The 23,409-nt window shown below is 71.0% G+C and carries 24 protein-coding genes; 18 read left to right on the top strand and 6 right to left on the bottom strand.

What is annotated here, in order from left to right; translation table 11 throughout:
* Positions 1-107: 107 nt before the first annotated feature.
* From MT346_RS05790 to MT346_RS05780, 3 genes are all read right to left on the bottom strand, one after another.
* Positions 108-635, bottom strand: a complete 528-nt coding sequence (locus MT346_RS05790; protein ID WP_243561879.1) for a YbhB/YbcL family Raf kinase inhibitor-like protein — start codon at positions 633-635, stop codon at positions 108-110.
* A 137-nt stretch (positions 636-772) separates the two neighbouring features.
* Positions 773-1,738 carry a ferritin-like domain-containing protein gene (locus tag MT346_RS05785; RefSeq protein ID WP_243561878.1) on the bottom strand — a complete coding sequence of 322 codons (966 nt, stop codon included), beginning with the start codon at positions 1,736-1,738 and terminating at the stop codon, positions 773-775.
* Between the two features lie 236 nt (positions 1,739-1,974).
* A complete protein-coding gene (locus MT346_RS05780; protein WP_243561877.1) occupies positions 1,975-2,625 on the bottom strand; it encodes a TetR/AcrR family transcriptional regulator in 651 nt (216 codons plus the stop codon).
* A gap of 259 nt (positions 2,626-2,884) precedes the next feature.
* Here MT346_RS05780 and MT346_RS05775 point away from each other — a divergent pair, with 259 nt between their 5' ends.
* Both MT346_RS05775 and MT346_RS05770 read left to right on the top strand, forming a co-directional pair.
* Complete coding sequence (locus MT346_RS05775) at positions 2,885-4,222, top strand: pitrilysin family protein (protein WP_243561876.1); 1,338 nt, start codon at positions 2,885-2,887, stop codon at positions 4,220-4,222.
* 5 nt (positions 4,223-4,227) lie between these two features.
* On the top strand, positions 4,228-4,830 hold the full coding sequence (locus MT346_RS05770) for a histidine phosphatase family protein (protein ID WP_243561875.1): 603 nt from the start codon (positions 4,228-4,230) through the stop codon (positions 4,828-4,830).
* Between the two features lie 118 nt (positions 4,831-4,948).
* Here the strand turns inward: MT346_RS05770 and MT346_RS05765 are convergent, their stop codons facing one another.
* The gene (locus MT346_RS05765; RefSeq protein WP_243561874.1) at positions 4,949-5,455 is read right to left on the bottom strand and encodes a GNAT family N-acetyltransferase; all 507 of its coding nucleotides are present in this window, start codon (positions 5,453-5,455) and stop codon (positions 4,949-4,951) included.
* A 22-nt stretch (positions 5,456-5,477) separates the two neighbouring features.
* Here MT346_RS05765 and MT346_RS05760 point away from each other — a divergent pair, with 22 nt between their 5' ends.
* Both MT346_RS05760 and MT346_RS05755 read left to right on the top strand, forming a co-directional pair.
* On the top strand, positions 5,478-6,224 hold the full coding sequence (locus MT346_RS05760) for a 4-hydroxy-tetrahydrodipicolinate reductase (protein WP_243561873.1): 747 nt from the start codon (positions 5,478-5,480) through the stop codon (positions 6,222-6,224).
* A gap of 1 nt (position 6,225) precedes the next feature.
* The gene (locus MT346_RS05755) at positions 6,226-6,684 is read left to right on the top strand and encodes a tetratricopeptide repeat protein (protein WP_374202507.1); all 459 of its coding nucleotides are present in this window, start codon (positions 6,226-6,228) and stop codon (positions 6,682-6,684) included.
* A gap of 109 nt (positions 6,685-6,793) precedes the next feature.
* Here MT346_RS05755 and MT346_RS05750 read toward each other — a convergent pair whose 3' ends face one another.
* Positions 6,794-7,699: a TIGR01777 family oxidoreductase gene (locus MT346_RS05750; RefSeq protein WP_243561872.1), complete on the bottom strand. Its 906-nt coding sequence runs from the start codon at positions 7,697-7,699 to the stop codon at positions 6,794-6,796.
* Positions 7,700-7,794: 95 nt separating this feature from the next.
* On the opposite strand from MT346_RS05750, the gene MT346_RS05745 reads away from it, so the two are divergent.
* The 14 genes from MT346_RS05745 (at position 7,795) to dapF (ending at position 22,504) form a co-directional block, all read left to right on the top strand.
* A complete protein-coding gene (locus tag MT346_RS05745; protein WP_374202506.1) occupies positions 7,795-8,610 on the top strand; it encodes a thymidylate synthase in 816 nt (271 codons plus the stop codon).
* Positions 8,610-9,131: a dihydrofolate reductase gene (locus tag MT346_RS05740; protein WP_243561870.1), complete on the top strand. Its 522-nt coding sequence runs from the start codon at positions 8,610-8,612 to the stop codon at positions 9,129-9,131. Before MT346_RS05745 ends, MT346_RS05740 begins: the two co-directional genes overlap by 1 nt.
* A 59-nt stretch (positions 9,132-9,190) precedes the next feature.
* Complete coding sequence (gene dapA / locus MT346_RS05735) at positions 9,191-10,168, top strand: 4-hydroxy-tetrahydrodipicolinate synthase (protein WP_243561869.1); 978 nt, start codon at positions 9,191-9,193, stop codon at positions 10,166-10,168.
* A 47-nt stretch (positions 10,169-10,215) separates the two neighbouring features.
* A complete protein-coding gene (locus MT346_RS05730) occupies positions 10,216-11,892 on the top strand; it encodes a ribonuclease J (protein ID WP_243561868.1) in 1,677 nt (558 codons plus the stop codon).
* A gap of 135 nt (positions 11,893-12,027) precedes the next feature.
* On the top strand, positions 12,028-14,955 hold the full coding sequence (locus MT346_RS05725; protein WP_243561867.1) for a DNA translocase FtsK: 2,928 nt from the start codon (positions 12,028-12,030) through the stop codon (positions 14,953-14,955).
* Between the two features lie 6 nt (positions 14,956-14,961).
* Positions 14,962-15,597 carry a CDP-diacylglycerol--glycerol-3-phosphate 3-phosphatidyltransferase gene (pgsA, locus tag MT346_RS05720; RefSeq protein WP_243561866.1) on the top strand — a complete coding sequence of 212 codons (636 nt, stop codon included), beginning with the start codon at positions 14,962-14,964 and terminating at the stop codon, positions 15,595-15,597.
* Positions 15,594-16,103, top strand: coding sequence for a CinA family protein (locus MT346_RS05715; RefSeq protein ID WP_243561865.1), 510 nt, complete (start codon positions 15,594-15,596; stop codon positions 16,101-16,103). Before pgsA ends, MT346_RS05715 begins: the two co-directional genes overlap by 4 nt.
* Before the next feature lie 155 nt (positions 16,104-16,258).
* Positions 16,259-16,567 (top strand): helix-turn-helix domain-containing protein, encoded by a 309-nt coding sequence (locus MT346_RS05710; protein WP_071298851.1) that lies wholly within the window; start codon positions 16,259-16,261, stop codon positions 16,565-16,567.
* Positions 16,568-16,671: 104 nt separating this feature from the next.
* Positions 16,672-16,896, top strand: coding sequence for a DUF3046 domain-containing protein (locus MT346_RS05705; protein WP_243561864.1), 225 nt, complete (start codon positions 16,672-16,674; stop codon positions 16,894-16,896).
* A gap of 258 nt (positions 16,897-17,154) precedes the next feature.
* Positions 17,155-18,222 (top strand): recombinase RecA, encoded by a 1,068-nt coding sequence (gene recA, locus MT346_RS05700; protein WP_243561863.1) that lies wholly within the window; start codon positions 17,155-17,157, stop codon positions 18,220-18,222.
* On the top strand, positions 18,219-19,103 hold the full coding sequence (locus MT346_RS18350) for a regulatory protein RecX (protein WP_243561862.1): 885 nt from the start codon (positions 18,219-18,221) through the stop codon (positions 19,101-19,103). Before recA ends, MT346_RS18350 begins: the two co-directional genes overlap by 4 nt.
* 47 nt (positions 19,104-19,150) lie before the next feature.
* Positions 19,151-20,644 (top strand): tRNA (N6-isopentenyl adenosine(37)-C2)-methylthiotransferase MiaB, encoded by a 1,494-nt coding sequence (gene miaB / locus MT346_RS05690; RefSeq protein ID WP_243561861.1) that lies wholly within the window; start codon positions 19,151-19,153, stop codon positions 20,642-20,644.
* Positions 20,645-20,651: 7 nt separating this feature from the next.
* Positions 20,652-21,617, top strand: coding sequence for a tRNA (adenosine(37)-N6)-dimethylallyltransferase MiaA (gene miaA / locus MT346_RS05685; RefSeq protein ID WP_243561860.1), 966 nt, complete (start codon positions 20,652-20,654; stop codon positions 21,615-21,617).
* Positions 21,614-22,504: a diaminopimelate epimerase gene (gene dapF / locus MT346_RS05680; protein ID WP_243561859.1), complete on the top strand. Its 891-nt coding sequence runs from the start codon at positions 21,614-21,616 to the stop codon at positions 22,502-22,504. Before miaA ends, dapF begins: the two co-directional genes overlap by 4 nt.
* 236 nt (positions 22,505-22,740) lie before the next feature.
* Here the strand turns inward: dapF and MT346_RS05675 are convergent, their stop codons facing one another.
* A complete protein-coding gene (locus MT346_RS05675; protein WP_243561858.1) occupies positions 22,741-23,355 on the bottom strand; it encodes a class I SAM-dependent methyltransferase in 615 nt (204 codons plus the stop codon).
* Positions 23,356-23,409: the final 54 nt, after the last annotated feature.

Below are 23,409 nucleotides of genomic sequence, written 5' to 3'. Positions count from 1 at the left end.
CGTTCCGCGTGTGTGAGATGCCCTGGCGGTCAGGTGCGACTCGGAACGACACGATCGTCGTCGCACGACATCGACGGTGTCGTTCCGAGTCGGAGAGGGGCAGGACTTCAGGACCCCGGGGTCTCCTGCGTGCCCATGAGCTGCGCGCGCCCGAGCAGGTGCTCGCGCAGCATGAAGCCGACGACCGCGGGGGTGGCGTCGGCCGGGACCTCGAGCACGGGGACGTCGAGCGCGCTCAGCGTGAAGAAGTACCGGTGTGCGCCGTGTCCGGCGGGCGGAGCCGCACCCAGGAAGGTGTCGGTGCCGTACTCGTTGCGGCGACGCATGGCCTCGGCGGGCAGCAGGGCGTCGTCCGTGCCGGCACCGGCGGGCAGCGAGGTCGCCGACCCGGGGATGTCGGACACGCTCCAGTGCCAGAAGCCGGAGCCGGTGGGGGCGTCGGGGTCGTACACGGTGAGCACGTAGCTCTGCGTGCCCTCGGGAGCGCCGGACCACTCGAGTGCGGGGGAGCGGTCCTGGCCCCCGACGTCGGAACCGCGTGCCGAGGTCGGCAGCACGTCGCCGTCGGCGAAGTCGGGGCTGGTCAGGGTGAAGGTGGGCACCTCGGGGAGGCGCCAGAGCGGGTCGTTGGCCATGTGCCCAGGCAACCACCCGTGCCCGGGTGGTGACCGGGAGGTCACCCAGGTGACCGGGGGACGGACAGGAGGCACGGTGCGGGCCCGCACCGCGCCTCCTGGCCGTCAGGTGGTCGCGCTCACGGCGACCCGATGGATCAGGCGGGACCGGTCGCGCTGCCGGGGTTGCCGCTCGCGACGATCGGGCCGTTGACGCCCTCGGGGAAGAAGCCGCCCTTGTCGATCTGGTTCGGCGTCAGGAACACCACGTTGAGCACGCGCTCGGCGGTGCGACCGTAGGCCAGGGAGTTGGCATCGGTCGGGACGAAGTTGACCGCGCCCGTCGAGGTCGTGATCCCCTGGTCGTCGTCGGTCGGCCCGTCGAGCGAGTCACGGGCGTCGGAGATCTTGTTCGCCGGCACCTGCAGGCCCTTGTCGTACAGCTTCGAGCGGATGATGCCCGCGTGGTACGCCTCGACGGCCAGGATGCCCGCTGCCGCGCTCAGGTAGGTCTTGTTGGTGATGAGCGGAGCGGCACCCTTGTAGGCGGTGACGCCGACGTCCTCGAACACGTACGCACCGAGCAGGAAGAACTCCTCGCTGGCGAACGGGTCGAAGCTGCCGGTCGGACCGACCACGCCGGCGGCACGTGCTGCTGCCGTGAAGGCGTTCGTGAAGTCGATCTTCGGTCGGGCGACGGCGGCGCCGCCGAGCGCCGACCGGAGGAACGCGACGTGGGCTCGCTCGTCGTTCGCGATCTCGGTGGCGATGCCCCGGATGGCGGCGGTCTTGAACGGCACCTTGCTGCCACCGACGACCGGCCCCTGGGGGTCGATGCCGGTGATCATGCTGTCGGTCAGGCCGGTGCCGAACACGGCACGCAGGTAGAACTCGGCCTCGAGGTACTCCAGGTTGAGGGCGAAGTTGAGGATGGCGGCATCGGAGACGGCACCGTCCTCGGCGGGGGAGGCGGCGGCGCGGTCGCCGGTGAGCACCGACGAGCCGAGTGCGGCGATGCCGGCTGAGGCGCCGGCGACACCGGCGGCTGCGAAGAAGCGGCGTCGGTCGAGCGCGTTCTCAGCGCTGCGGTCGACGGCATGACGGATGAAGGCGTTGTCGAACATCGATGTCCTCGAGACGTGCTGGTTTGCACGGGACCCGGTCGACACAGCAGGGAGACAGATCGACCTGGCCGCGATCGGCGGGGTGGTCGATCGTGGGGGTGACGGTACCCCCGAACGGGTCACGCCACGAGGGGCAGCGCGCAAACCGGTCGGTGAACGTTCCGCGACGCGGCCGGGCAGCCCCAGATGCGGCCGGGCAGCCGCAGATGCGGTGGTTCAGCCGCAGATGCGGTGGTTCAGCCGGCGAGCACGCGGTCGGCGACACGTTGGAGCGCAGCCGTGGCCGCGATCGCGTCGCCCGCGTACGCGCCGGACATCGCACCGTCGCGGGCGAGCATGAGCTCGTCGGCGCCGTCGCCCGGCATCGGGTGCCCGGCTTCCTGCAGCAGGTCGCCGAGGCGCTCGGTGTACCAGTCGCGGTGCATCGCCACCACCTGACGGACGGGGCTGCGCGGGTCGTGGTACTCGGCGGCGGCGTTGAGGAACGCGCAGCCGCGGAAAGCCGGGTCGTTGACGTCGGACACGAGCGATGCGACCCAGGCGCGGACGGCGTCCTGCGCATCCGATGCGCCGTCGACGACCTGCTCGAAGCGCTGCTGCACGCGTTCGTGCTGGGCGGTGACGTAGGCCAGGATCAGGTTGTCCTTGGATCCGTAGTGCTTGTAGAACGTCGCCTTCGTGACGCTCGCCTCGGAGATCAGGCGGTCGACGCCCACGCCGTGGATGCCCTCGTCGTAGAACAACCGCGACGCGGTCTCGAGGATGCGGACCTTCGCGCCGCCGGAGCGGGGAGCCGGGGGGAGGCTCGACCCGTCCGACGGCGCGGAGGCCGCAGTGCTCGTTCCAGGGAGACGCTGGACGGCCGGTTGGGGGGAATCGACCGTCACAGCGTGGCTCTCCTTGGGGTCATCGGCTCCGCGACTGAGTGGGGGGACTCGTGCCGCCGAGGACTGATGTCCCGAGCCACCGGATCGGTATCTAGGGGGGCTGCCGATCCGGTGAACCAACAGTACCACAAGGAGGACAGACAGACGAGTCGGTCTGTCCTCAAATCCTGTACCCCAGTTCGAGGCACGTCCGAAGGAGGTCTGAGCGCGGCGGCCAAACTGGAAGTCGGGGGTCGGATGATCAGTAGGCTCGACCGCGATGAACCACCCAGTGCCGTTGCCCCTCGAGGCCCCGGACACGTCGTTCCTGACGTCCGGAGGCTCCTTCGTCCGCCGAAGCGTGCTCCCGTCGGGCGTCCGCGTGCTGACCGAGGCGGTTCCGGCATCCCACTCCACGAGCATCGGGTACTGGGTCGGCGTCGGGTCCCGCGACGAACGTGCCGGCCAGTTCGGCTCCACGCACTTCCTCGAGCACCTGCTGTTCAAGGGCACGACCAGCCGGAGCGCACTCGACATCGCCGTCGCGTTCGACTCCGTCGGTGGCGAGCACAACGCCGCCACGGCCAAGGAGTACACGTGCTACTACGCACGGGTCCGTGACGCCGACGTCCCGATGGCCGTGCGGGTCATCGGGGACATGGTGACCGACTCGGTCCTCGAGCCCGCCGCGTTCGACATCGAGCGCGGCGTCATCCTCGAAGAGCTCGCGATGGCGGCCGACGACCCGGCGGACCTGGCCGGCGAGGCGTTCTTCGCCGCGGCGTTCGAGGGGCATGCGCTCGGTCGGCCCATCGGCGGCACCCCGGAGAGCATCCGCGCCGTCCAGCGCGACGAGGTGATGGCGCACTACGCCGAGCACTACGCGCCGAGCGGTCTGGTCATCACCGCCGCTGGTGCCGTCGACCACGACCAGTTCTGCGCCCTGGTCGACGAGGTCTTCGGCGGCGCATCGAAGGCGCGACCGGTGGCCCGACGAGTCGCGCAACCGGTGGCCGACCGCGCCGAGGAACGCCTGACGGTCGTGCACCGTCCCACCGAGCAGGTCAGCATGCTCCGCGGGTCGCAGGGACTCGACCTGCGCGACGACCGTCGGCCGGTGCTCAGCGTGTTGAACGCCGTGCTCGGCGGCGGGATGAGCTCGCGCCTGTTCCAAGAGGTGCGCGAGCGCCGGGGACTGGCCTATGCGGTGTCGTCCTTCGCGCCCGCCTACCTGGACAACGGTGCCTTCGGGGTCTATGCCGGGTGCGCGCCGGACAACGTCGCCGGGGTGATCGACATCATCGACGCCGAGTTCCGCAAGATGGCCGACGACGGCATCACCGACGACGAGCTCCGCCGGGCGAAGGGCCAGATCGAGGGTGCCGTCACGCTCTCGCTCGAGGACGCCGACGCCCGCATGACCCGGCTCGGCCGCGCCGAACTCGGGACCGGGGAGTTCACCGACCTGGACACCGCACTCGACCGCGTCGACCGTGTCACCACCGACGACGTCCTCGAGCTCGCGCGCGACCTGCTGACCCGACCGACCATCACCGCGGTCGTCGGCGACGTCGAGCGGGCGACGCTCGAAGCGGCGATCGGCACCGGCGGTCGGTGACGGACATGTCGCACTACCTCTACCTCGTGCGCCACGGCGAGCACCAGGACGCCGAGCACGGTCTGCGCGACGGCAAGCTGTCCGAGCGCGGCAAGCGCCAGTCGATGCTCATCGCCGACCGGCTGGGCGGGGTGCCGTTCGACGGCGTCTGGCACTCCCCGTTGGACGCGCCGAGCGAGACCGCGTCGTTCCTGGCACGGCGCCTGCCCGCGATCCAGCCCGAACCGTCGACGCTGCTGTTCGACTGCATCCCCTCCGGTCCGACGCCCGAGATGCCGACCGCGTACAAGAAGTTCTACGGCGGGATCACCGAAGAGGAGATCCTCGCCGGACAGGCCCAGATGGGCGATGCCGTGGCCGAGTGGTTCACGCCGTCGATCCAGGACCGCCACGACCTGATCATCACGCACAACGCCGTGATCGGGTGGTTCGTCCGCGAGGTCTTCCAAGCCCCCGAGTGGCGGTGGATGGGGACGAACGTCGCCCATACCGCGCTGACGGTCATCCGGATCCGGTCGGCCAAGCCCGCCGAGCTCGTCACGCTCAACGACACGGCGCACCTGCCGGTCGAGCTCCGGACCGGGCTGCCCGTCGAGCAGCCCCTGTAGCGGCGACCGACGTCCCTGGCCCGACGTCCGTGGCCCGACGTACCTGGCCCGACGCACCTGGGCCGTCGGACCACCGGACGGGAGGCCCGTGGCGGGCCCGCCACGCGCCTCCGGTCCGTCAGCGGGTCGCGTCGGACGCGACCGGCTTGCGGTACCAGGCGGTCGCGTTCGGGTTGTCGTTGAAGGGTGCGATGCGCTCGTAGCCGCGGCTGCGGTACATCGCCGCCGCGGCGACCAGCGAGTCGTTCGTGTCGAGCACGATCGCCGTCGCGCCCATCGCCGCGCCCGCACGCTCGAGCTCGTCCATCACTGCGGTCGCCACCCCGCGACCGCGTCCGGCGGGCGCGACGAACACGTGCTTGACCTCGTACCGGACCTGGTCCCCGTCGTCCGCGATGCGCCGGAGCCCACCGCAGCCGACCGGGTCGTCACCGTCGTACGCCACCACGAACACGCCGTTCGGCGGGGTGAACTCGGCCGCCGGCGTGCGCTTGCGGGAGTAGGACCCCTGCGCGCTCGGGAACGTCGCCTCGCGCTCGTCCAGGTAGGCGTCGAGCAGCGCGTCGACCTCGGGCAGGTCGGCGGGCACGGTGCGGACGGTGACCGGAGTGCGATCGGTGGTCATGGGGCGATCCTAGGATGGGCGCATGGTCACTCCCGTCGCCGTCGTCGGCGCCACCGGTCGTCTCGGGGGCCTCGTGGCCTCCGTCGTGCAGGAACTGCCCGACTTCGAACTCGTGGCGCGGCTGTCGTCGAAGGACGCCGTGCACCGGGCCGACCCGTCCGTGTTCGCCGGGGCCGCGATCGTGGTCGACGTGACCGTGCCGGCGCTCAGCCCGGACATCGTCGCCGCGGCGCTCAGCAGCGGCGCGAACGTGCTGGTCGGCACCTCCGGGTGGTCGGCCTCGCGGCTCGCCGGCCTGCGGACCTCGCTCGCAGAGCGCCCCGACCAGGGCGTGCTCGTCGTGCCGAACTTCTCGATCGGCTCGGTGATCGGCACCCACCTGGCGACGATCGCCGCGCCGTGGTTCCCGTCCGTCGAGATCGTCGAGACGCACCACGCCGGCAAGATCGACTCGCCGTCGGGCACCGCCGTCCGCACCGCCGAGCTCGTGTCCGAGGCCCGCCGCGACGTCGGCCCCGTCGACGCGCCGCACGTCGACCAGCGCGCCCGGGGCCAGCAGGTGGCCAGCGTGCCGATCCACTCGCTGCGCCTGCCGGGCGTCAAGGCCGTGCAGGACGTCGTGCTGAGCGGCCCGGGCGAGGTCCTGACGATCCGCCACGACACCACCGACGACGCCGCGTACGCCCCCGGCATCCGTGCTGCGCTGGCTGCGCTCGGTGACCTGCGGGGTCTGTCCGTCGGGCTCGGCACCGTGCTCGGGATCGGCTGACGTGGGGATCCGCTCGCCGTTCTGGGGCGCGGCGCTGATGGCGGTGCTGCTGCTGGTGTACATCGTGCTGATCGGGCAGCGGGCCGTGGCGTTCATCGCGACCGGGCTGGCCATCGGGATCGCGATCGGCATCGCGCTCGCCGTCATCGCCGTCATCGGGGTGCTGCTGCTCGTGCTGGAGTTCCGGTTCGGGCTGCGGATCACCCGCCTGGGCGCGCGACTCGAGCGCGAGGGCGCCACGCCGGACGACGTCGTCGCGGTCCGTCCGTCGGGCCGACCCACCCGCGCTGCGGCCGACGAGCTGTTCCCCGCGTACAAGGCCGCGGTCGAGGCCGCGCCCGACGACTGGCGGGCGTGGTTCCGGCTCGGGGTCGTGTACGACGCCGCCGGCGACCGCAAGCGGGCGCGGGCCGCGATGCGGACGGCGCTCGCGCACGCGCCGCGCGCTCCGCACGCGTGACGAGCGCGGCGGGCGTTCGTCGAGGGAGCAGAAGACGTCGGGTGCCGCGTGGCGACCCGACGTCTTCTGCTCTCTCGACAGCGCGCGGGTGCGCGGCGCGCCGCCCGCGCTACAGGACCGCGTCGACGGCGTCCTCGGCGCGGGTGTACCGGAACGCGTAGCCCGACTCGAGCAGCTTCGTCGGCACCATCTGTTGGCTCGACAGCAGCATCTCGTCCGCGGCGTCACGCAGCAGCGCGCGGAGCGCGAACTCCGGCACCCGGAACAGGTACGGGCGGTGCAGGTCCTCGGCGACACGCTTGGTGATGCGCTCGGCCACGGCGGGCTCGGGTCCGGCCAGGTTCACCGGTCCGGAGACTCCCGGGGCGGCGGTGGCCAGGTGCACGATCGCGCCGACCTCGTCCTGCAGTGCGATCCAGGGCCAGTGCTGCCCACCGGTGCCGAGGCGGCTGCCCAGGCCGAGCTTGGTCAGGGGCAGGAGGGGTGCGAGTGCGCCGCCACCCTCGCCGATCACGATGCCCGTGCGGAGCGTCACCACGCGGACGCCCTCGGGTGCGGCTGCGGCGGCGGCCTCCCACGCGACGCAGACGTCGGCCAGGAACCCGGGGCCGGCACCCGCGTCGTCCTGCAGCACGTCGGACGGACGGTCGCCGTAGATGCCGGACGCCGACCCGGACAGGAACAGCTTCGGTGGCGTGCTGGCGTGTCGCATGGCCTCGACCAGGGTGTCCGTGGCGTCCACGCGCGAGGAGCGGATCTCCTGCTTGTAGGTCTCGGTCCAGGGCAGCTTGGCGATGCTCGCCCCGGCCAGGTTGATCACGACGTCGGCGCCGTCGAGCACCGCCGGGTCGAGGGGCCGTCGCCCGGGCGCCCACCGGAACTCGGTGGGGGAGTGCGGCTCGCGGCGGACCAGGGTCGACACGTGGTGTCCGGCGTCGCGCAGGGCGCGTACCAGGGGGGTCCCGATGAACCCGGATGCTCCGGCGATCAGGATCGAGAGCGGCTGTTCGGTCATGGACCCAACGCTACTCAGCCACCGGCCGGGAGGCCCGGCGCGGGTCCGGTGGGCCCGGGTCGCCGATGCCGGTGGTCGCGTTTAGGCTCGTGGTCGTGACCGACACCGCCACCACCGTTGCCACGCCCTACGAAGACCTGCTGCGCCGGGTGCTGACCGAGGGGTCCCCGAAGGGCGACCGCACCGGCACCGGGACGCGCAGCCTGTTCGGCGCGCAGCTGCGCTACGACCTGTCGCAGGGGTTCCCGCTCATCACGACCAAGCGGGTGCACTTCAAGTCGATCGCGTACGAACTGCTCTGGTTCCTGCGCGGCGACGGCAACGCCACCTGGTTGCAGGAGCACGGCGTCCGCATCTGGAACGAGTGGGCCGACGCGTCCGGCGACCTCGGCCCGGTGTACGGCGTGCAGTGGCGCTCGTGGCCGACCCCGTCGGGCGAGCACGTCGACCAGATCGCCCAGGTCATCGACCAGATCCGCACGAACCCCGACTCCCGCCGGCTGATCGTGTCTGCGTGGAACGTCGCGGACATCCCGGACATGGCGCTCGCTCCGTGCCACGCGTTCTTCCAGTTCCACGTCAACGACGGCAAGCTCTCGTGCCAGCTCTACCAGCGCAGCGCGGACATGTTCCTCGGCGTGCCGTTCAACATCGCCTCGTACGCGTTGCTGACGCACATGATCGCGGCGCAGACCGGACTGCAGGTCGGCGACTTCGTGTGGACCGGCGGCGACTGCCACGTGTACGACAACCACGTCGAGCAGGTGCAGGAGCAGCTCTCGCGGGCGGCGTACCCGCTGCCCACGCTCGAGCTCGCACCGCGCGACTCGATCGACGACTACCAGTACGAGGACTTCACCGTCGTCGGCTACCAGCACCACCCGGCGATCTCGGGCGCGGTCGCCGTCTGATGACCGACGCTGCCTGGTCCGAACCCGTCCGCGGTGTCGGCATGGTGTGGGCACGGTCGCCCCGTGGGGTCGTCGGTGCCGACGGTGGGATGCCGTGGCACGTCCCCGAGGACCTGGCGCACTTCCGGCAGGTCACGGGCGACGCCACCGTGGTCATGGGTCGTCGGACCTGGGAGTCGTTGCCCGAGCGCTTCCGTCCGTTGCCGGGGCGCCGCAACGTCGTCCTGACCCGTGACGGGTCGTGGTCGGCCGACGGTGCACAGGTCGCGCCGGACCTGGCGACCGCGCTCGACACCGACCAGTCCCTGTGGGTGATGGGTGGCGGTCAGGTCTACGCAGCGGCGTTGCCGTTCGCCGACCGGGTGTCCGAGACGGTCATCGACCTCGACGTCACGGGGGACACCGTCGCACCCGACCTGGCGGCCGACCCCGACACCTGGCGGCTCGTCGACGACGGCGCCTGGCAGACCTCGCGCACGGGGACCCGGTACCGCTTCCGCGAGTGGCGCCGACGTGCGTGAACGGACCACCGTCCGCGCGGACGGGCGGGGTGCTGCCCATCCCCGGTACGCTGGTGGCCGTGTCCCAGCGTGAGAATCCCTTCGGCCAGGTCCTCGTCGCCCTCGTGACGCCGTTCACCGCCGACGGCGAGGTCGACTGGCCCGGTGTCGAGCAGCACATCGAGAACTGCATCACCGCCGGCGCCGACGGCATCGTCGTCACCGGCACCACGGGCGAGACGAGCACGCTGACGGACCCCGAGAAGCTCCGCCTGGTCGAGGTCGGCAAGTCCGTCGCCGCCGGTCGCGCGAAGATCATCACGGGCGGTGGCTCGAACGAGACTGCCCACGCGATGCAGCTGTACAAGCAGAGCGAGCGTGCCGGTGCGGACGGCGTGATGATCGTCACGCCCTACTACAACAAGCCGACCCAGGCCGGCGTGCTCACCCACTTCCGGATGATCGCCGACGCCACGGACCTGCCGGTGATCCTGTACGACATCCCCGGTCGCACGGGCATCCCGATCACGTACGACACCATCCTGCGGGCGTCGAAGCACCCGAACATCCTGGCCGTCAAGGACGCCAAGGGCGACTTCGCCGAGGTCTCGCGCGTGCTCAACAACACCGACCTCATGTACTTCTCCGGCGACGACACGAACGTGCTCCCGCACCTGTCGATCGGCGCCACCGGGCTGATCGGCGTGACGGCGAACATCACGAGCACGCCGTACCGCACCATCGTCGACGCGGTGAACGCGGGCGACCTGGCGACGGCCACGCGTGAGCACCAGCGGCTCGAGCCCCTGGTCCGCGCCGTCATGACCCACGTGCCGGGCACCGTCGCGGCGAAGTACATCCTGCACGGGCTCGGCCGCATCGGCAGCCCGCGCGTCCGCCTGCCGCTCGTCGGCCCCGAGGACTCCGAGGCGTACGCCATCGAGACCTCGCTCGAAGCGGTGCACGGCATCCCCGGCGCCGACTTCTCCAACTTCCGCCCCGACCGCAACGCGGCCGCCGGCGGTGCGCTTCCGAAGGTGCCAGGCACCACCCGTTGATCGACCGCGGTGCGCAGGACGCGCGCCGCCGAAGCAGTCAGGACCGAATGCCCACGCAAGTCTCCGAACCCCAGCCCCTCGAGCAGGGCACCCTCCGCGTCATCCCGATCGGCGGTCTCGGCGAGATCGGCCGCAACATGACCGTCTACGAGTACGAGGGCAAGCTCCTCATCGTCGACGCCGGCGTGCTGTTCCCCGAAGAGCACCAGCCGGGCGTGGACCTGATCCTGCCCGACTTCACGCCCATCCGCGGCCGTCTCGACGACGTGCTCGGCGTGGTGCTCACCCACGGCCACGAGGACCACATCGGCGCCGTGCCGTACCTGCTGAAGCTCCGCGACGACATCCCGCTGATCGGCTCCACGCTGACCCTGGCGCTCGTCGAAGCGAAGCTCAAGGAACACCGGATCAAGCCGTACACGCTCGTCGTTGCCGAGGACCAGACCGAGCAGCTCGGCCCGTTCCACCTGGAGTTCGTCGCGGTCAACCACTCCATCCCCGACGCCCTCGCCGTCGCCATCACCACCCCCGCGGGGCGCGTGCTGCACACCGGCGACTTCAAGATGGACCAGCTGCCGCTCGACGACCGCATCACCGACCTGCGTGCCTTCGCGCGCCTGGGCGAGCAGGGCGTCGACCTGTTCCTGCCGGACTCGACGAACGCCGACGTCCCCGGCTTCACGGCCCCCGAGCGCGACATCGGCCCGGTGCTCGAGAACATCATCACGCGCGCCCGCAAGAAGGTCGTCGTCGCGAGCTTCTCGTCGCACGTGCACCGCGTGCAGCAGGTCCTCGACGCCGCCGCGGCCGCCAACCGCAAGGTCGCGTTCATGGGCCGCTCGATGATCCGCAACATGACGATCGCCGCCGAGCTCGGCTACCTGCGGGTGCCGGAGAACGTGCTGATCGACACCAAGAAGGCCAAGAACGTGCCGGACGACCAGATCGTCTACATGTCGACGGGGTCGCAGGGCGAGCCGATGGCCGTCCTGGCGCGCATGGCGAACCTCGAGCACCAGATCGAGATCGGCGAGGGCGACACCGTCATCCTGGCGTCCTCGCTCATCCCGGGCAACGAGAACGCCGTCTACCGCGTGATCGACGGCCTGACCAAGCTCGGCGCGAAGGTCGTGCACAAGGGCAACGCGAAGGTGCACGTCTCCGGACACGCCTCGGCCGGCGAGCTGCTGTACTGCTACAACATCCTGCGGCCGCGCAACGTCCTGCCCGTGCACGGTGAGCACCGCCACCTGTACGCCAACGCCGACCTGGCGATCCAGACGGGCGTCCCGCCGCGCAACGTCATCCTGGGCCAGGACGGCATCGTGGTCGACCTGAAGGACGGCGTCGTGAACGTCGCCGGACAGCTCGACATCGGGTACGTCTACGTCGACGGCTCGACCGTGGGCGAGATCACCGACGCCGACCTGAAGGACCGCCGCGTCCTGGCCGAAGAGGGCTTCATCTCCGTCTTCTGCGCGGTCGACTTCGCCACCGGTCAGTGCGTCATCGGCCCGGAGATCCAGTCCCGCGGCTTCGCCGAGGACGACTCGGTCTTCGACGACGTCCGACCGCAGATCGCCCGAGCGCTGGCCGACGCGGCCGGCAACGGCACCCGCGACGCGCACGCGTTCAGCCAGGTCGTGCGCCGGACCGTCGGTCGCTGGGTCAACACCAAGCACCGCCGCCGTCCGATGATCGTCCCGGTGATCATCGAGGCGTAGCGCCGGGCACGCAGCCCGACCCAGGAGGCCCGGTGCCGGTCCGTGACGGACCGGCACCGGGCCTCCTGGCCGTTCCGGGCGCCGGTGCGGCGGGGCTGCACGGCGTTGTCCCCAGGTGGCGTTATGGTCGTGCCCATGGCCGGAGGCACCAAGTCGACCTCGCGCTCGCGCGCGACCACGTCGTCCCGCACGAGTGGGGCGCGCGGAACGTCGCGCACCCAGGCCACCACGAAGAAGCTCCCGCAGGCGACGCCCGCGGTCGAGTTCAGCGGTCCGAACCCGCTCGTGACGGCCTGGCTGGGGATGGCGCACGGCGTCGGAGCGATGTTCCGGCTGCTCGGAAAAGAGTCGTTGGACAAGGACCAGCGCCGCGACGGCTTCCCGTTCTTCCTGTTCGTGCTGGCCATCGCCGGTGCGGTCGTCGAGTGGCTCAACCCGACCAACGCGGTGTCGATCGCGCTCGACGCGTACACGTTCGGTGGACTGTTCGGACGGCTGGCGTTCGCGCTGCCGGTGATCATGGTCGTGTTCGCGGGCTGGTTGTTCCGGCATCCGGCGTCCGTGCACGACAACACCCGGATCGGGATCGGCCTGGGGCTGCTGCTCGTCTCGATCTCGTCGCTCTGCCACGTGTTCGGCGGGCAGCCCAGCGCGTCGGACGGCATGCCCGTGCTGGCCACCGCCGGCGGGGTGATCGGCTGGGTCGTCATCGGGTGGCTGGTGGCGGTCGCGACGCCGTGGATCGCCGTGCCGGTCGCCGTCGTCCTGCTCGTGCTCTCGCTGTTCATCATCACCAAGACGCCGCCGAACAAGCTCGGTCGACGCCTGCACGAGCTGTACGCCTACCTGTTCGGTGCGCCCGCTCCCGCCACCGACGACGTCTCCGAGGACGCGGCCGAGCCGACCACTCCCGCGCGTGGGCGCGGTCGGAAGAAGGACGCACCGGAGCTGCAGCTGTTCGACGACCTGGGCTTCGCGGACGGCGACCAGCCGGCCGACGACGCCGAGGGGCACATCCCGTGGTGGCGGCGCAACAAGTCCGGTCGTGAAGAAGACCCGGCGTACGACAGCCCGGTCATCCCCGAGTCGCCGGCCGCAGCAGCTCCGGTCGTCGCACCGTCCCCGAACCGTGGCGCCGCGGCGGGCCTGGTCGACCACACGCCGGCCGAGCCCGCGTCGCTGAACCTCAACGACTCGCTCGAGACCGAGGTCGCCTCCGACCTCGACCGCGCCGAACAGGCGCTCCGCGACTTCGGCGCACCCGTGCCGGACGACGCCACCCAGGTGATCCGTCCCGAGCGCGACGTGCCCGCGGTGGTCTCCCCGGCCCTCCCGGCGGACGTCGCCGAACCGGACCTGCCCGCGGCGGACGCCGTGCCGTCGGTCGACGACCCCTCGCGCCCCTACCGGCTGCCCGCGGCCACCACGCTGAGCGCCGGCACGCCGTCGGTCGCCCGCAGCCAGGCCAACGACGACATCGTCGCGGCGATCACGGGCGTGCTGACCGAGTTCAAGGTCGACGCCCGGGTCACCGGGTTCTCGCGTGGCCCGACCGTGACCCGGTACGAGATCGAACTCGGCCCGGGTGTCAAGGTCGAGCGTGTCACCGCGCTGTCGAAGAACCTGTCGTACGCGGTGGCGTCGAACGAGGTCCGCATCCTGTCGCCGATCCCGGGCAAGAGCGCCATCGGCGTCGAGATCCCGAACTCCGACCGCGAGATCGTGTCCCTGGGCGACGTGCTGCGGTCGAACGCGGCGACCAAGTCCAAGCACCCGATGACGATCGGTGTCGGCAAGGACGTCGAGGGCGGGTTCGTCGTGGCGAACCTGGCGAAGATGCCGCACCTGCTGGTGGCCGGCTCCACCGGCTCGGGCAAGTCGGTGTTCATCAACTCGATGATCACCTCGTTGCTCATGCGCGCGAAGCCGTCCGAGGTCCGCATGGTGCTCGTCGACCCGAAGCGGGTCGAGCTGTCGATCTACGCCGGCGTCCCGCACCTGATCACGCCCATCATCACGAACCCCAAGAAGGCGGCCGAAGCGCTGCAGTGGGTCGTGAAGGAGATGGACATGCGGTACGACGACCTGGCGTCGTTCGGGTTCCGCCACGTCGACGACTTCAACAAGGCGATCCAGAACAACGAGATCGTGCTGCCCGCAGGCAGCGAGCGCAAGCTCAAGCCGTACCCGTACCTGCTGGTCGTCGTGGACGAGCTGGCGGACCTGATGCTCGTCGCGCCGCGGGACGTCGAAGAGTCGATCGTCCGCATCACCCAGCTCGCCCGTGCCGCCGGCATCCACCTGGTGCTCGCGACGCAGCGGCCCTCGGTCGACGTCATCACCGGCCTGATCAAGGCCAACGTGCCGTCGCGGATCGCCTTCGCGGTCACGAGCGTCACCGACTCCCGCGTCATCCTCGACCAGCCCGGCGCCGACAAGCTCATCGGGCAGGGCGACGCGCTGTTCCTGCCGATGGGGTCGTCGAAGGCCGTCCGCGTGCAGGGCGCCTGGGTGCAGGAGAGCGAGGTCGCCGAGGTCGTCCAGCACGTCACCCGGCAGGCCCAGCCCGAGTACCGGCAGGACGTCGCCGCCGTGGTCGAGCGCAAGGAGATCGACGCCGACATCGGCGACGACCTCGAGCTGCTGCTCGCCGCCGTCGAGCAGGTCGTGTCGACGCAGTTCGGGTCGACGTCGATGCTCCAGCGCAAGCTCCGTGTCGGGTTCGCCAAGGCCGGACGGCTGATGGACCTGATGGAGTCGCGTGACATCGTCGGGCCGTCCGAGGGCTCCAAGGCCCGCGACGTGCTGGTCACCGCGGACCAGCTGCCGTCGGTGCTGGCCACCCTGCGCGGTGAGGAGCCCCCGGCACCGCCCGCTGCGCCGGTCGCTCCGGCGGGGTCGGCTGTTGCTTCCGGTCCGGCTTCCGCCCCGGCTGCCGCTCCTGCTTCCGCTCCGGACGACGACCGGTACGGCGCCGACCCGGTGGGCGACATGACACGAGGGTACGATCAGGTCGAGGACGAACCGGACGAGGACGCCTGGGGCCTCACCGGCAGGGAGTGATCGCAGATGACCGCCTCGGAAGGCACCACCAGCAAGCGGTTCCCGTGGCGCGGGCGACTCTTGCGCAAGGGCCCGGGTCCCGCGTCCACGGCGAACGTGGCGAACATCATCACCGTCATCCGCATCCTGATGGCGCCGCTGTTCTTCGTCCTGCTGCTGTCGGACGGCGGGCAGGACACGTCCGTCCGCATCTGGGCAGCCGTGATCTTCGTGGTGGCGATCGTCACCGACAGCGCCGACGGCATCATCGCCCGACGTCAGGACCTGGTGACGGACTTCGGCAAGCTCGTCGACCCGATCGCCGACAAGGTGCTCATCGGCGGCGCGCTCGTGGCGCTGTCGATCCTCGGCGAACTGCCCTGGTACGTCACCGTGCTGATCATGCTGCGCGAGATCGGCATCACGGTCTTCCGCTTCGCGGTGCTGTCCGACCGGGTGATCCCGGCCAGCCGTGGCGGCAAGATCAAGACCGTGCTGCAGGCCGTCGCCATCACGCTCGCGCTGTTCCCCTGGTGGGGCTTCGCCGGCGACGTCGCGCACTGGACGAACGGCATCCTGATGACCGCCGCCGTCGTGGCCACCCTGCTCAGCGGTGCCGACTACCTGTACCAGGCGGCGAAGCACAACCGGACCGCCGCGTGAGCGGAGCGGACGCCGCTGTCCGCATCGCGCCACGCGTGGTGTCCGAACTGACCGTCCGCGGTGAATCCGTGGCGGTCGCCGAGTCACTCACCGGGGGACTGGTGGTGTCGGCACTGGTGGCCGTCCCCGGAGCCAGCGCGGTCGTCCGCGGTGGGGTCGTCGCCTACGCCACCCCGGTCAAGGCGACGGTGCTCGGGGTGTCGGCGGCGCTGCTGGCCGCCAACGGGGCCGTGGACCCCGAGGTCGCGCGGCAGATGGCGTCGGGCGTGCGCACGGCCCTGGCGGTCGACGGCGTCCCCGCCACCTGGGGGATCAGCACCACCGGGGTGGCCGGACCGGACCCGCAGGACGGCAAGTCGGTGGGCACGGTGTTCGTCGGGATCGCCTCGGCGGACGGGGCGCAGGCCTTCGAACTGCACCTGGACGGCGACCGTGACGCAATCCGACAGGCCGTCGTCTCCGAACTGCTGGTACGACTGTCCGCCACGCTCGACGGTGGGGAATGACCCGCGTTACCGCTGGGTTACATCTCACGCAATCTCCAGCAGGACGGCAGCCCCAGTGGCTACCATGCTGCAACCGGCAACGATCCCGTTGTCGGACCCCGTGACGGTCATCCCGACCGACCGGGCCCGGAGACGACAGGAGAGGAGGAGTTCTCATGGTTCTCGTTCGTCAGGAAATCGGCGACGTTCTGCGGGACTTCCGCTTGCAGAAGGGCCGGACCCTCCGTCAGGTCGCGTCCAAGGCCAGTGTTGCGCTCGGGTACCTCAGCGAGGTCGAGCGTGGGCAGAAGGAAGCCAGCTCGGAGATCCTCGCGTCCGTCGCGGACGCGCTGGACACCCCGATATCGACGATCATGCGCGAAGTGGGAGACCGTCTCGCCGTGGTCGAAGGACTGGTCCCCGTGCCGGACACGCTCCCGGACGAGCTCGTCGCCGAGTTCGACAACGACCTCGCGGTGCGCTGAACCGCATCGCTCACGAACGCCCCCGCCGGTCCGCCGGTGGGGGCGTTCTCGTGTCCGGGGCGAACTCGTGTTCCGGGTGGTCGCGGTCGGTCTAGCCTTGTCGGATGCGCGTGAGTGAGTTCTGGCGAGCCGTGGACCAGGTGTTCGGCGAGGCCTACGGCGCCGTGGTGGCACGGGACGTCGTGCTCGAGGAGCTGGGCGGACGGTCGGCTGCCGAGGCCATCGCCGCGGGGATCGACACCCGCAAGGTCTGGGATGCCCTGTGCGACTCGCAGGACGTGCCGCCCGAGCGCCGACACGGCAAGGGCCTGCTCGAGCCGCGCGACTGAGCGCCGCGCTCGAACGCGTGTTCGGCGTGTCGCTCGAACGCGTGTTCGACGGGTGGTACGTTCCTGCACATCGGAGTCCCTCGAGGAACTCGTCCACAGGCAGCACGGTGACCGGCAGACATGTCGGTGGCCGGCCCTAGGTTCGAAGTCATCGGGAGACACCCGGAGCCTTGTCCGGAAGCCAGCAGCCCTGCACCATCGGCCGCTGGGGACCAGACAGCCTACAGGCGGCAGACCACGACCACGCAGGAGCACACCATGCCTTCACCCGCAGACCGCGAGAAGTCCCTCGAGACCGCCCTCGCCCAGATCGACCGGCAGTTCGGCAAGGGTGCAGTCATGCGCCTGGGCTCCGACGACCGCGCACCCGTCGCCGTCATCCCGACCGGTTCGGTCGCGCTGGACGTCGCCCTCGGCATCGGTGGGCTGCCGCGTGGCCGCATCATCGAGATCTACGGCCCGGAGTCCTCGGGCAAGACGACGCTGACGATCCACGCCATCGCCAACGCGCAGCGCAACGGCGGCATCGCAGCGTTCATCGACGCCGAGCACGCGCTCGACCCCGAGTACGCCAAGGCGCTCGGCGTGGACATCGACGCGCTCCTGGTCTCGCAGCCCGACACCGCCGAACAGGCCCTCGAGATCGCCGACATGCTGGTGCGCTCGGGCTCGATCGACCTGATCGTCATCGACTCCGTCGCGGCGCTCGTGCCCCGCGCCGAGATCGAGGGCGAGATGGGCGATTCGCACGTCGGCCTGCAGGCCCGCCTGATGTCCCAGGCGCTCCGCAAGCTGGCCGGTGGGCTCAACCAGACGCAGACCACGATGATCTTCATCAACCAGCTGCGCGAGAAGATCGGTGTGTTCTTCGGCTCCCCGGAGACCACGTCCGGTGGTAAGGCGCTGAAGTTCTACGCGTCCGTCCGCCTCGACATCCGTCGCATCGAGACCCTGAAGACCGGAACCGACGCGGTGGGCAACCGCACGCGCGTCAAGGTCGTCAAGAACAAGATGGCGCCGCCCTTCAAGCAGGCCGAGTTCGACATCCTGTACGGCACGGGCATCTCGCGCGAGGGCTCGTTGCTCGACTTCGGTGTCGACCACAACATCGTCAAGAAGTCGGGTGCCTGGTACACCTACGACGGCGACCAGCTCGGGCAGGGCAAGGAGAACTCGCGTTCGTTCCTGATCCAGAACCCGGAGATCGCTGCCGAGATCGAGGGCAAGATCCTCGCCAAGCTCGGCGTCGGTGGCGCGAAGCCTGCTGCTGACGCGGCGCCGGTGGAGTCCATCGAGCCCAAGCTCGCCGCGCGCAAGGGGGCGTGAGCATCGACGACGACGCGGACCTCGCGCCGGTCACCGACCTGTTCGGTGCACGGTCCCGTCGGGCTCGGGGTGCCGATCAACCGGTGACACCGGTTGTGGACGACCCGGCCGACGCCGAGCCGACCGATGCGACGGCCAACGGGTCCGGAGACCTCGACGCGGATGCTCCGGTGCCGGTGCGCTTGCACGGCCACCGCGAACCGTCGGAATGGGTCTCGCCCGTGGTCGGTGACGGCTCCGGTCGCAGTGCCCGCGCCGAGCAGTCCGGGTACGACGCCGACGACGAAGCACCCGCCCAGACGGCGTCGGTGTTCTCAATCGCCGGCGGTGACGAGATCGACCCTGCCGACGCCCCGCGTCCGCTCGACGAGCAACGTGCCGACGCCGAGCGGCTCAGCATGCGTGCCCTCGGGCGCAAGGGCGTCAGCGAGTCCGAGATGCGGTCGACGCTCACCCGGAACGACCTCGACCCCGAGGTGGTGGAGCACGAGCTCGAGCGCCTGACCCGGGTCGGCCTGCTCGACGACGTCGCTCTCGCCACCGACCTGGTCGACCGACTGCACGACCGCAAGGGCCTGGGCCGTCAGGGTGTCGTGGCGGAACTCCGTCGCCGGGGCATCGACCAGGCCGCCATCGACGCCGCACTCGACGCTGCAGCAGATGACGATGACGACGAGTTCCTCCGGGCGATCGAGCTGGCGCAGAAGCGTGCCGGGCAGCTGCGGGGGCTCGACCGTGCCACCGCCGAACGTCGTGTGTCGGGCTTCCTGATGCGCAAGGGCTACAACGGCGGCATCGTCCGGATCGCGGTCGAGCGCGCGCTCGACGGTGGCGGGCGGTCCCGCCCCGGTGGTGCGCGCGGCCCCGTCCGGTTCGAGTAGCGGCGCAACCCGTCCGGGGCGCCTCGCCGACCTACACTGGGACGACCATGGCCACTGTCGACGCGCAGCCCCGCACCTACGAAGTCCGCACCCACGGGTGCCAGATGAACGTGCACGACTCGGAGCGTCTGAGCGGCTCGCTCCAGGCCGCGGGGTACGTCGCGGCCGACGGCACGCAGGCGGACGTCGTGGTGATCAACACCTGTGCGGTGCGCGAGAACGCCGACAACCGCCTGTACGGCAACCTCGGGCAGCTCGCCGGCGTCAAGCGCGACCACCCGGGCATGCAGATCGCGGTCGGCGGGTGCCTGGCGCAGAAGGACAAGGACGTCATCCTCGAGAAGGCGCCGTGGGTCGACGTCGTGTTCGGGACGCACAACATGGGATCGCTCCCGACGCTGCTGGAACGGGCCCGGCACAACGGTGAAGCGCAACTCGAGATCCTCGAGTCGCTCGATGTCTTCCCGTCGACCCTGCCGACCAAGCGCGACTCCACGCACAGCGGGTGGGTGTCGATCTCGGTCGGATGCAACAACACCTGCACGTTCTGCATCGTGCCCTCGCTGCGCGGCAAGGAGAAGGACCGCCGACCGGGCGACGTCCTCGCCGAGATCCAGACGCTCGTCGACGACGGCGCGATCGAGGTCACGCTGCTGGGCCAGAACGTCAACTCGTACGGCGTCGAGTTCGGCGACCGACAGGCCTTCGGCAAGCTGCTGCGCGCCACCGGGCAGATCGAGGGCCTGGAGCGCGTCCGGTTCACCAGCCCGCACCCCGCCGCGTTCACCGACGACGTCATCGACGCGATGGCCGAGACCCCGAACGTCATGCCCCAGCTGCACATGCCGCTGCAGTCCGGTTCGGACCGCGTGCTCAAGGCCATGCGACGGAGCTACCGCAGCGAACGGTTCCTCGGCATCCTCGACCGGGTCCGCGCCGCCATCCCGCACGCGGCGATCTCCACCGACATCATCGTGGGGTTCCCGGGCGAGACCGAGCAGGACTTCGCGGACACCCTGCGCGTCGTCGAGCAGGCACGCTTCGCCTCGGCGTTCACCTTCCAGTACTCCATCCGTCCGGGCACGCCCGCGGCGACGATGGACGAGCAGCTGCCGAAGGAGATCGTCCAAGAACGCTACGAGCGGCTCACCGCGCTGCAGGAGCGCATCACGGCAGAAGAGAACGCGAAGCAGGTCGGCCGCACGGTCCAGGTCCTGGTGGCGAGCGGCGAGGGCCGCAAGGACGGCGCAACGCACCGTCTGTCGGGCCGGGCGGAGGACTCCCGGCTCGTGCACTTCACGGTGCCGGCCGACTCGGACGTCCCACGCCCGGGGGACGTCGTCACGGTCGAGGTCACCCGCGCTGCGCCGCACTTCCTGATCGCCGACGCCGACGCTCCGTTCCGCATCCGCCGCACCCGTGCGGGCGATGCCTGGGACCGCGCGCAGGCCGAGTCGTGCGGCGTGCCGACCCCGGCCGACACCAGTGCCGGCCCCGGGCCGGTGTCACTCGGGTTGCCGTCCCTCCGCGTCGGCCGCTGATCCCGCGTTGCCGACCGACCAGCCGGGTCCGGCGCTCGTGCCCGACCGCGCTTCCCATGACCTGATCGCGATCGTCGGGTCGACGGGGACGGGCAAGTCCGACCTGGCGATCGCGGTGGCCGACCGGTACCGCCAGCACGGGCGGATGGCGGAGATCGTCAACGCCGACGCGATGCAGTTCTACCGCGGCATGGACATCGGCACGGCCAAGGTGCCACCGTCCGAGCGGCACGGCATCCCGCACCATCAGCTCGACGTGCTCGACGTCACCGACGAGGCGAGTGTCGCCGCCTACCAGCGGGATGCGCGGGCGACGATCGACCGCATCACGACGGACGGCGGTGTGGCGGTGCTGGTCGGCGGCAGCGGGCTGTACGTGTCGTCGGTGCTGTACGAGCTCGACTTCCCGGGGACCGACCCGGTGTTGCGCGCCGAACTCGAGCGGGAACACGACGAGCACGGGCCGAACGTGCTGCTCGCCCGTCTGCGGGAACTCGACCCGCAGGCCGCAGCGACGATCGACGCACGCAATCCGCGGCGGTTGATCCGCGCCGTCGAGATCGCGAGCCGATCGGACCGGGTCACCACGAGCCTCCCGTCCGCGCCGCGCGCGTGGCGACCCGCAACGGTCCTGCGGCTGCACCGTGAACGTGAGCAGCTCGTCACCGCGCTGCACGCCCGCGCCGAACGCATGTTCGCCGAAGGCCTGGTCGACGAGGTGGCGGGTCTGCGGGACGTCGGCCTCGAGCAGGGTCGGACCGCGCGAGCAGCCATCGGGTACGCGCAGGCCCTCGAGGTCCTGCGTGGCACCGCGACCGTCGCGCAGGCGGTCGAGGCGACCGGCATCGCGACGCGCAAGTACGCGCGGCGACAGGTCTCCTGGTTCCGGCGGTACGCCGAGGCGCAGGTGCTCGACGTGACCGGCCACGACCGGGCCGACCTGACGGCACTGGCCCGTAGGATCGTGCCGTGACCGAGCTGCACTTCACCAAGGGCCAGGGGACCGGCAACGACTTCGTCCTGTTCGCCGACCCCGACGCCACGGTCGACCTGACCCCAGAGCGCATCCGTGCGATCGCGGACCGGCACTTCGGTGTCGGGGCCGACGGCGTGATCCGCGCGGTGCGCTCCGACGCGATCCCCGAGGGGCGGGCGATCGTCGACCAGGACCCGTCCGCGACCTGGTTCATGGACTACCACAACGCCGACGGCACCGTCGCCGAGATGTGTGGCAACGGCATCCGGGTCTTCGCCCGCTACCTGACCGAGTCCGGCCTGGTCGACCTGCAGCCCGGCGAGACCCTGTCGGTCGGCAGCCGCAAGGGCATCGTCGACGTGCAGCGGCAGGCGAACGGCTTCGCGGCCGACCTGGGGCGGTGGGGACTCGGCATCGAGGGTGGTGGCGCGTCCGACGTGCTCGTCCGCGCCAAGGCCCTGGATCGCGCTCGACCAGGCCTGGGGATCGACGTGGGCAACCCGCACGTCGTCGTGGCCGTCGCGTCCGACGACGAACTCGCCGGGATCGACCTGACCTGCGTGCCGGTGCTCGACCCGGCGCCCGCGGCCGGAGCGAACGTCGAGTTCGTCCTGCCCGGTGACCCGCTGGTGCAGGACGGCGTGGGGCAGATCACGATGCGGGTGCACGAGCGCGGCAGTGGCGAGACCCTGTCGTGCGGGACCGGAGCGGTGGCGGCAGCGCTCGCGACGCGGCACTGGGCCGGAGCGTCGGCGCCCGACACCTGGCGGGTGCGTGTGCCGGGCGGGGTCGTCACGGTGCGCATGTTCGCGGCCGAGGACGGCGAGCACGTCTCGTTGGCCGGGCCGGCCGAGCTGGTGTTCTCGGGCGACCTGACGGTCTGAGGCGCGGCGCCGCGCCATGGCGCGCCCGGCCTCGCGGGGCGGGGTCGCCCGCTGGCGCGGGGTGCGTTCGCGCAACGGGAATCACCCCGCACCACGTGATCGCGTGGCGCCGCTTGCTTTCGGTTGTGCGGACGGCGGGCCGCCGGCGCGCGGCGGGCGGTGGCCGGCGGCCTGCCGACAGGGACGGGAGGCTCGGGGTGCGTCAGCGACGTCGGTGACGGTGGCCGGCCGCTCGGCTACTCGGCCGTGCGGTGCACGCGCAGGACGCGGAAGCCCTTGTCCGTCGTCGCGCGGGTGACGTGGAACGACGACCCGAGCGAGTCGTGCAACCACCGCTGCAACGAGTCCCCGCCGAGGTCCTTCGACACGACCAACCAGGCATCACCGTCGACCTCGAGCCGCGGCAGCCAGGTCGTCAGGATGTCGTGCAGTTCGTCCTTGCCCACGCGGATGGGCGGGTTCGACCAGATCGTGCGGAAGCGCAGGTCGGCTGGCACGTCGCCGGGCAGCGCGATCGACACGTTCGGTGCCTGGGCCACGTCGGCGTTGTGCCGGGCGAGGTCGAGGACGCGTTCGTTGACGTCCACGCCCCACACGGTGGCGTCTGGAGAGAGCAGTCCCATCGTGATCGCGATGGGCCCCCAGCCGCAGCCCACGTCGAGCAGCGCGCCGTCGGGTGCCGGTGGCGGCACGGAGCCCAACAGCACCCGGGTGCCGCGGTCGACACCGTCCGGGCTGAAGACCCCGGCTGCGGTGGTGAGCGACAGCGTGCGACCGGCCAGGGTGACGGTGATCTGGCGCGGGCGCGCCGGGCTCTCCGGGGTGGCCGAGAAGTAGTGGTCGTTCGCCATGGAAGAACCGTACCGGCAGACCCGTGTGTCCCGGCGGCGCCGGAGGTACCCTGT

It is taken from the genome of Curtobacterium sp. VKM Ac-2922 (assembly GCF_022815645.1).
Taxonomy (GTDB): domain Bacteria; phylum Actinomycetota; class Actinomycetes; order Actinomycetales; family Microbacteriaceae; genus Curtobacterium.
Note: the sequence above shows the minus strand (reverse complement) of the source record. Positions and strands in the feature narration are given on the sequence as shown.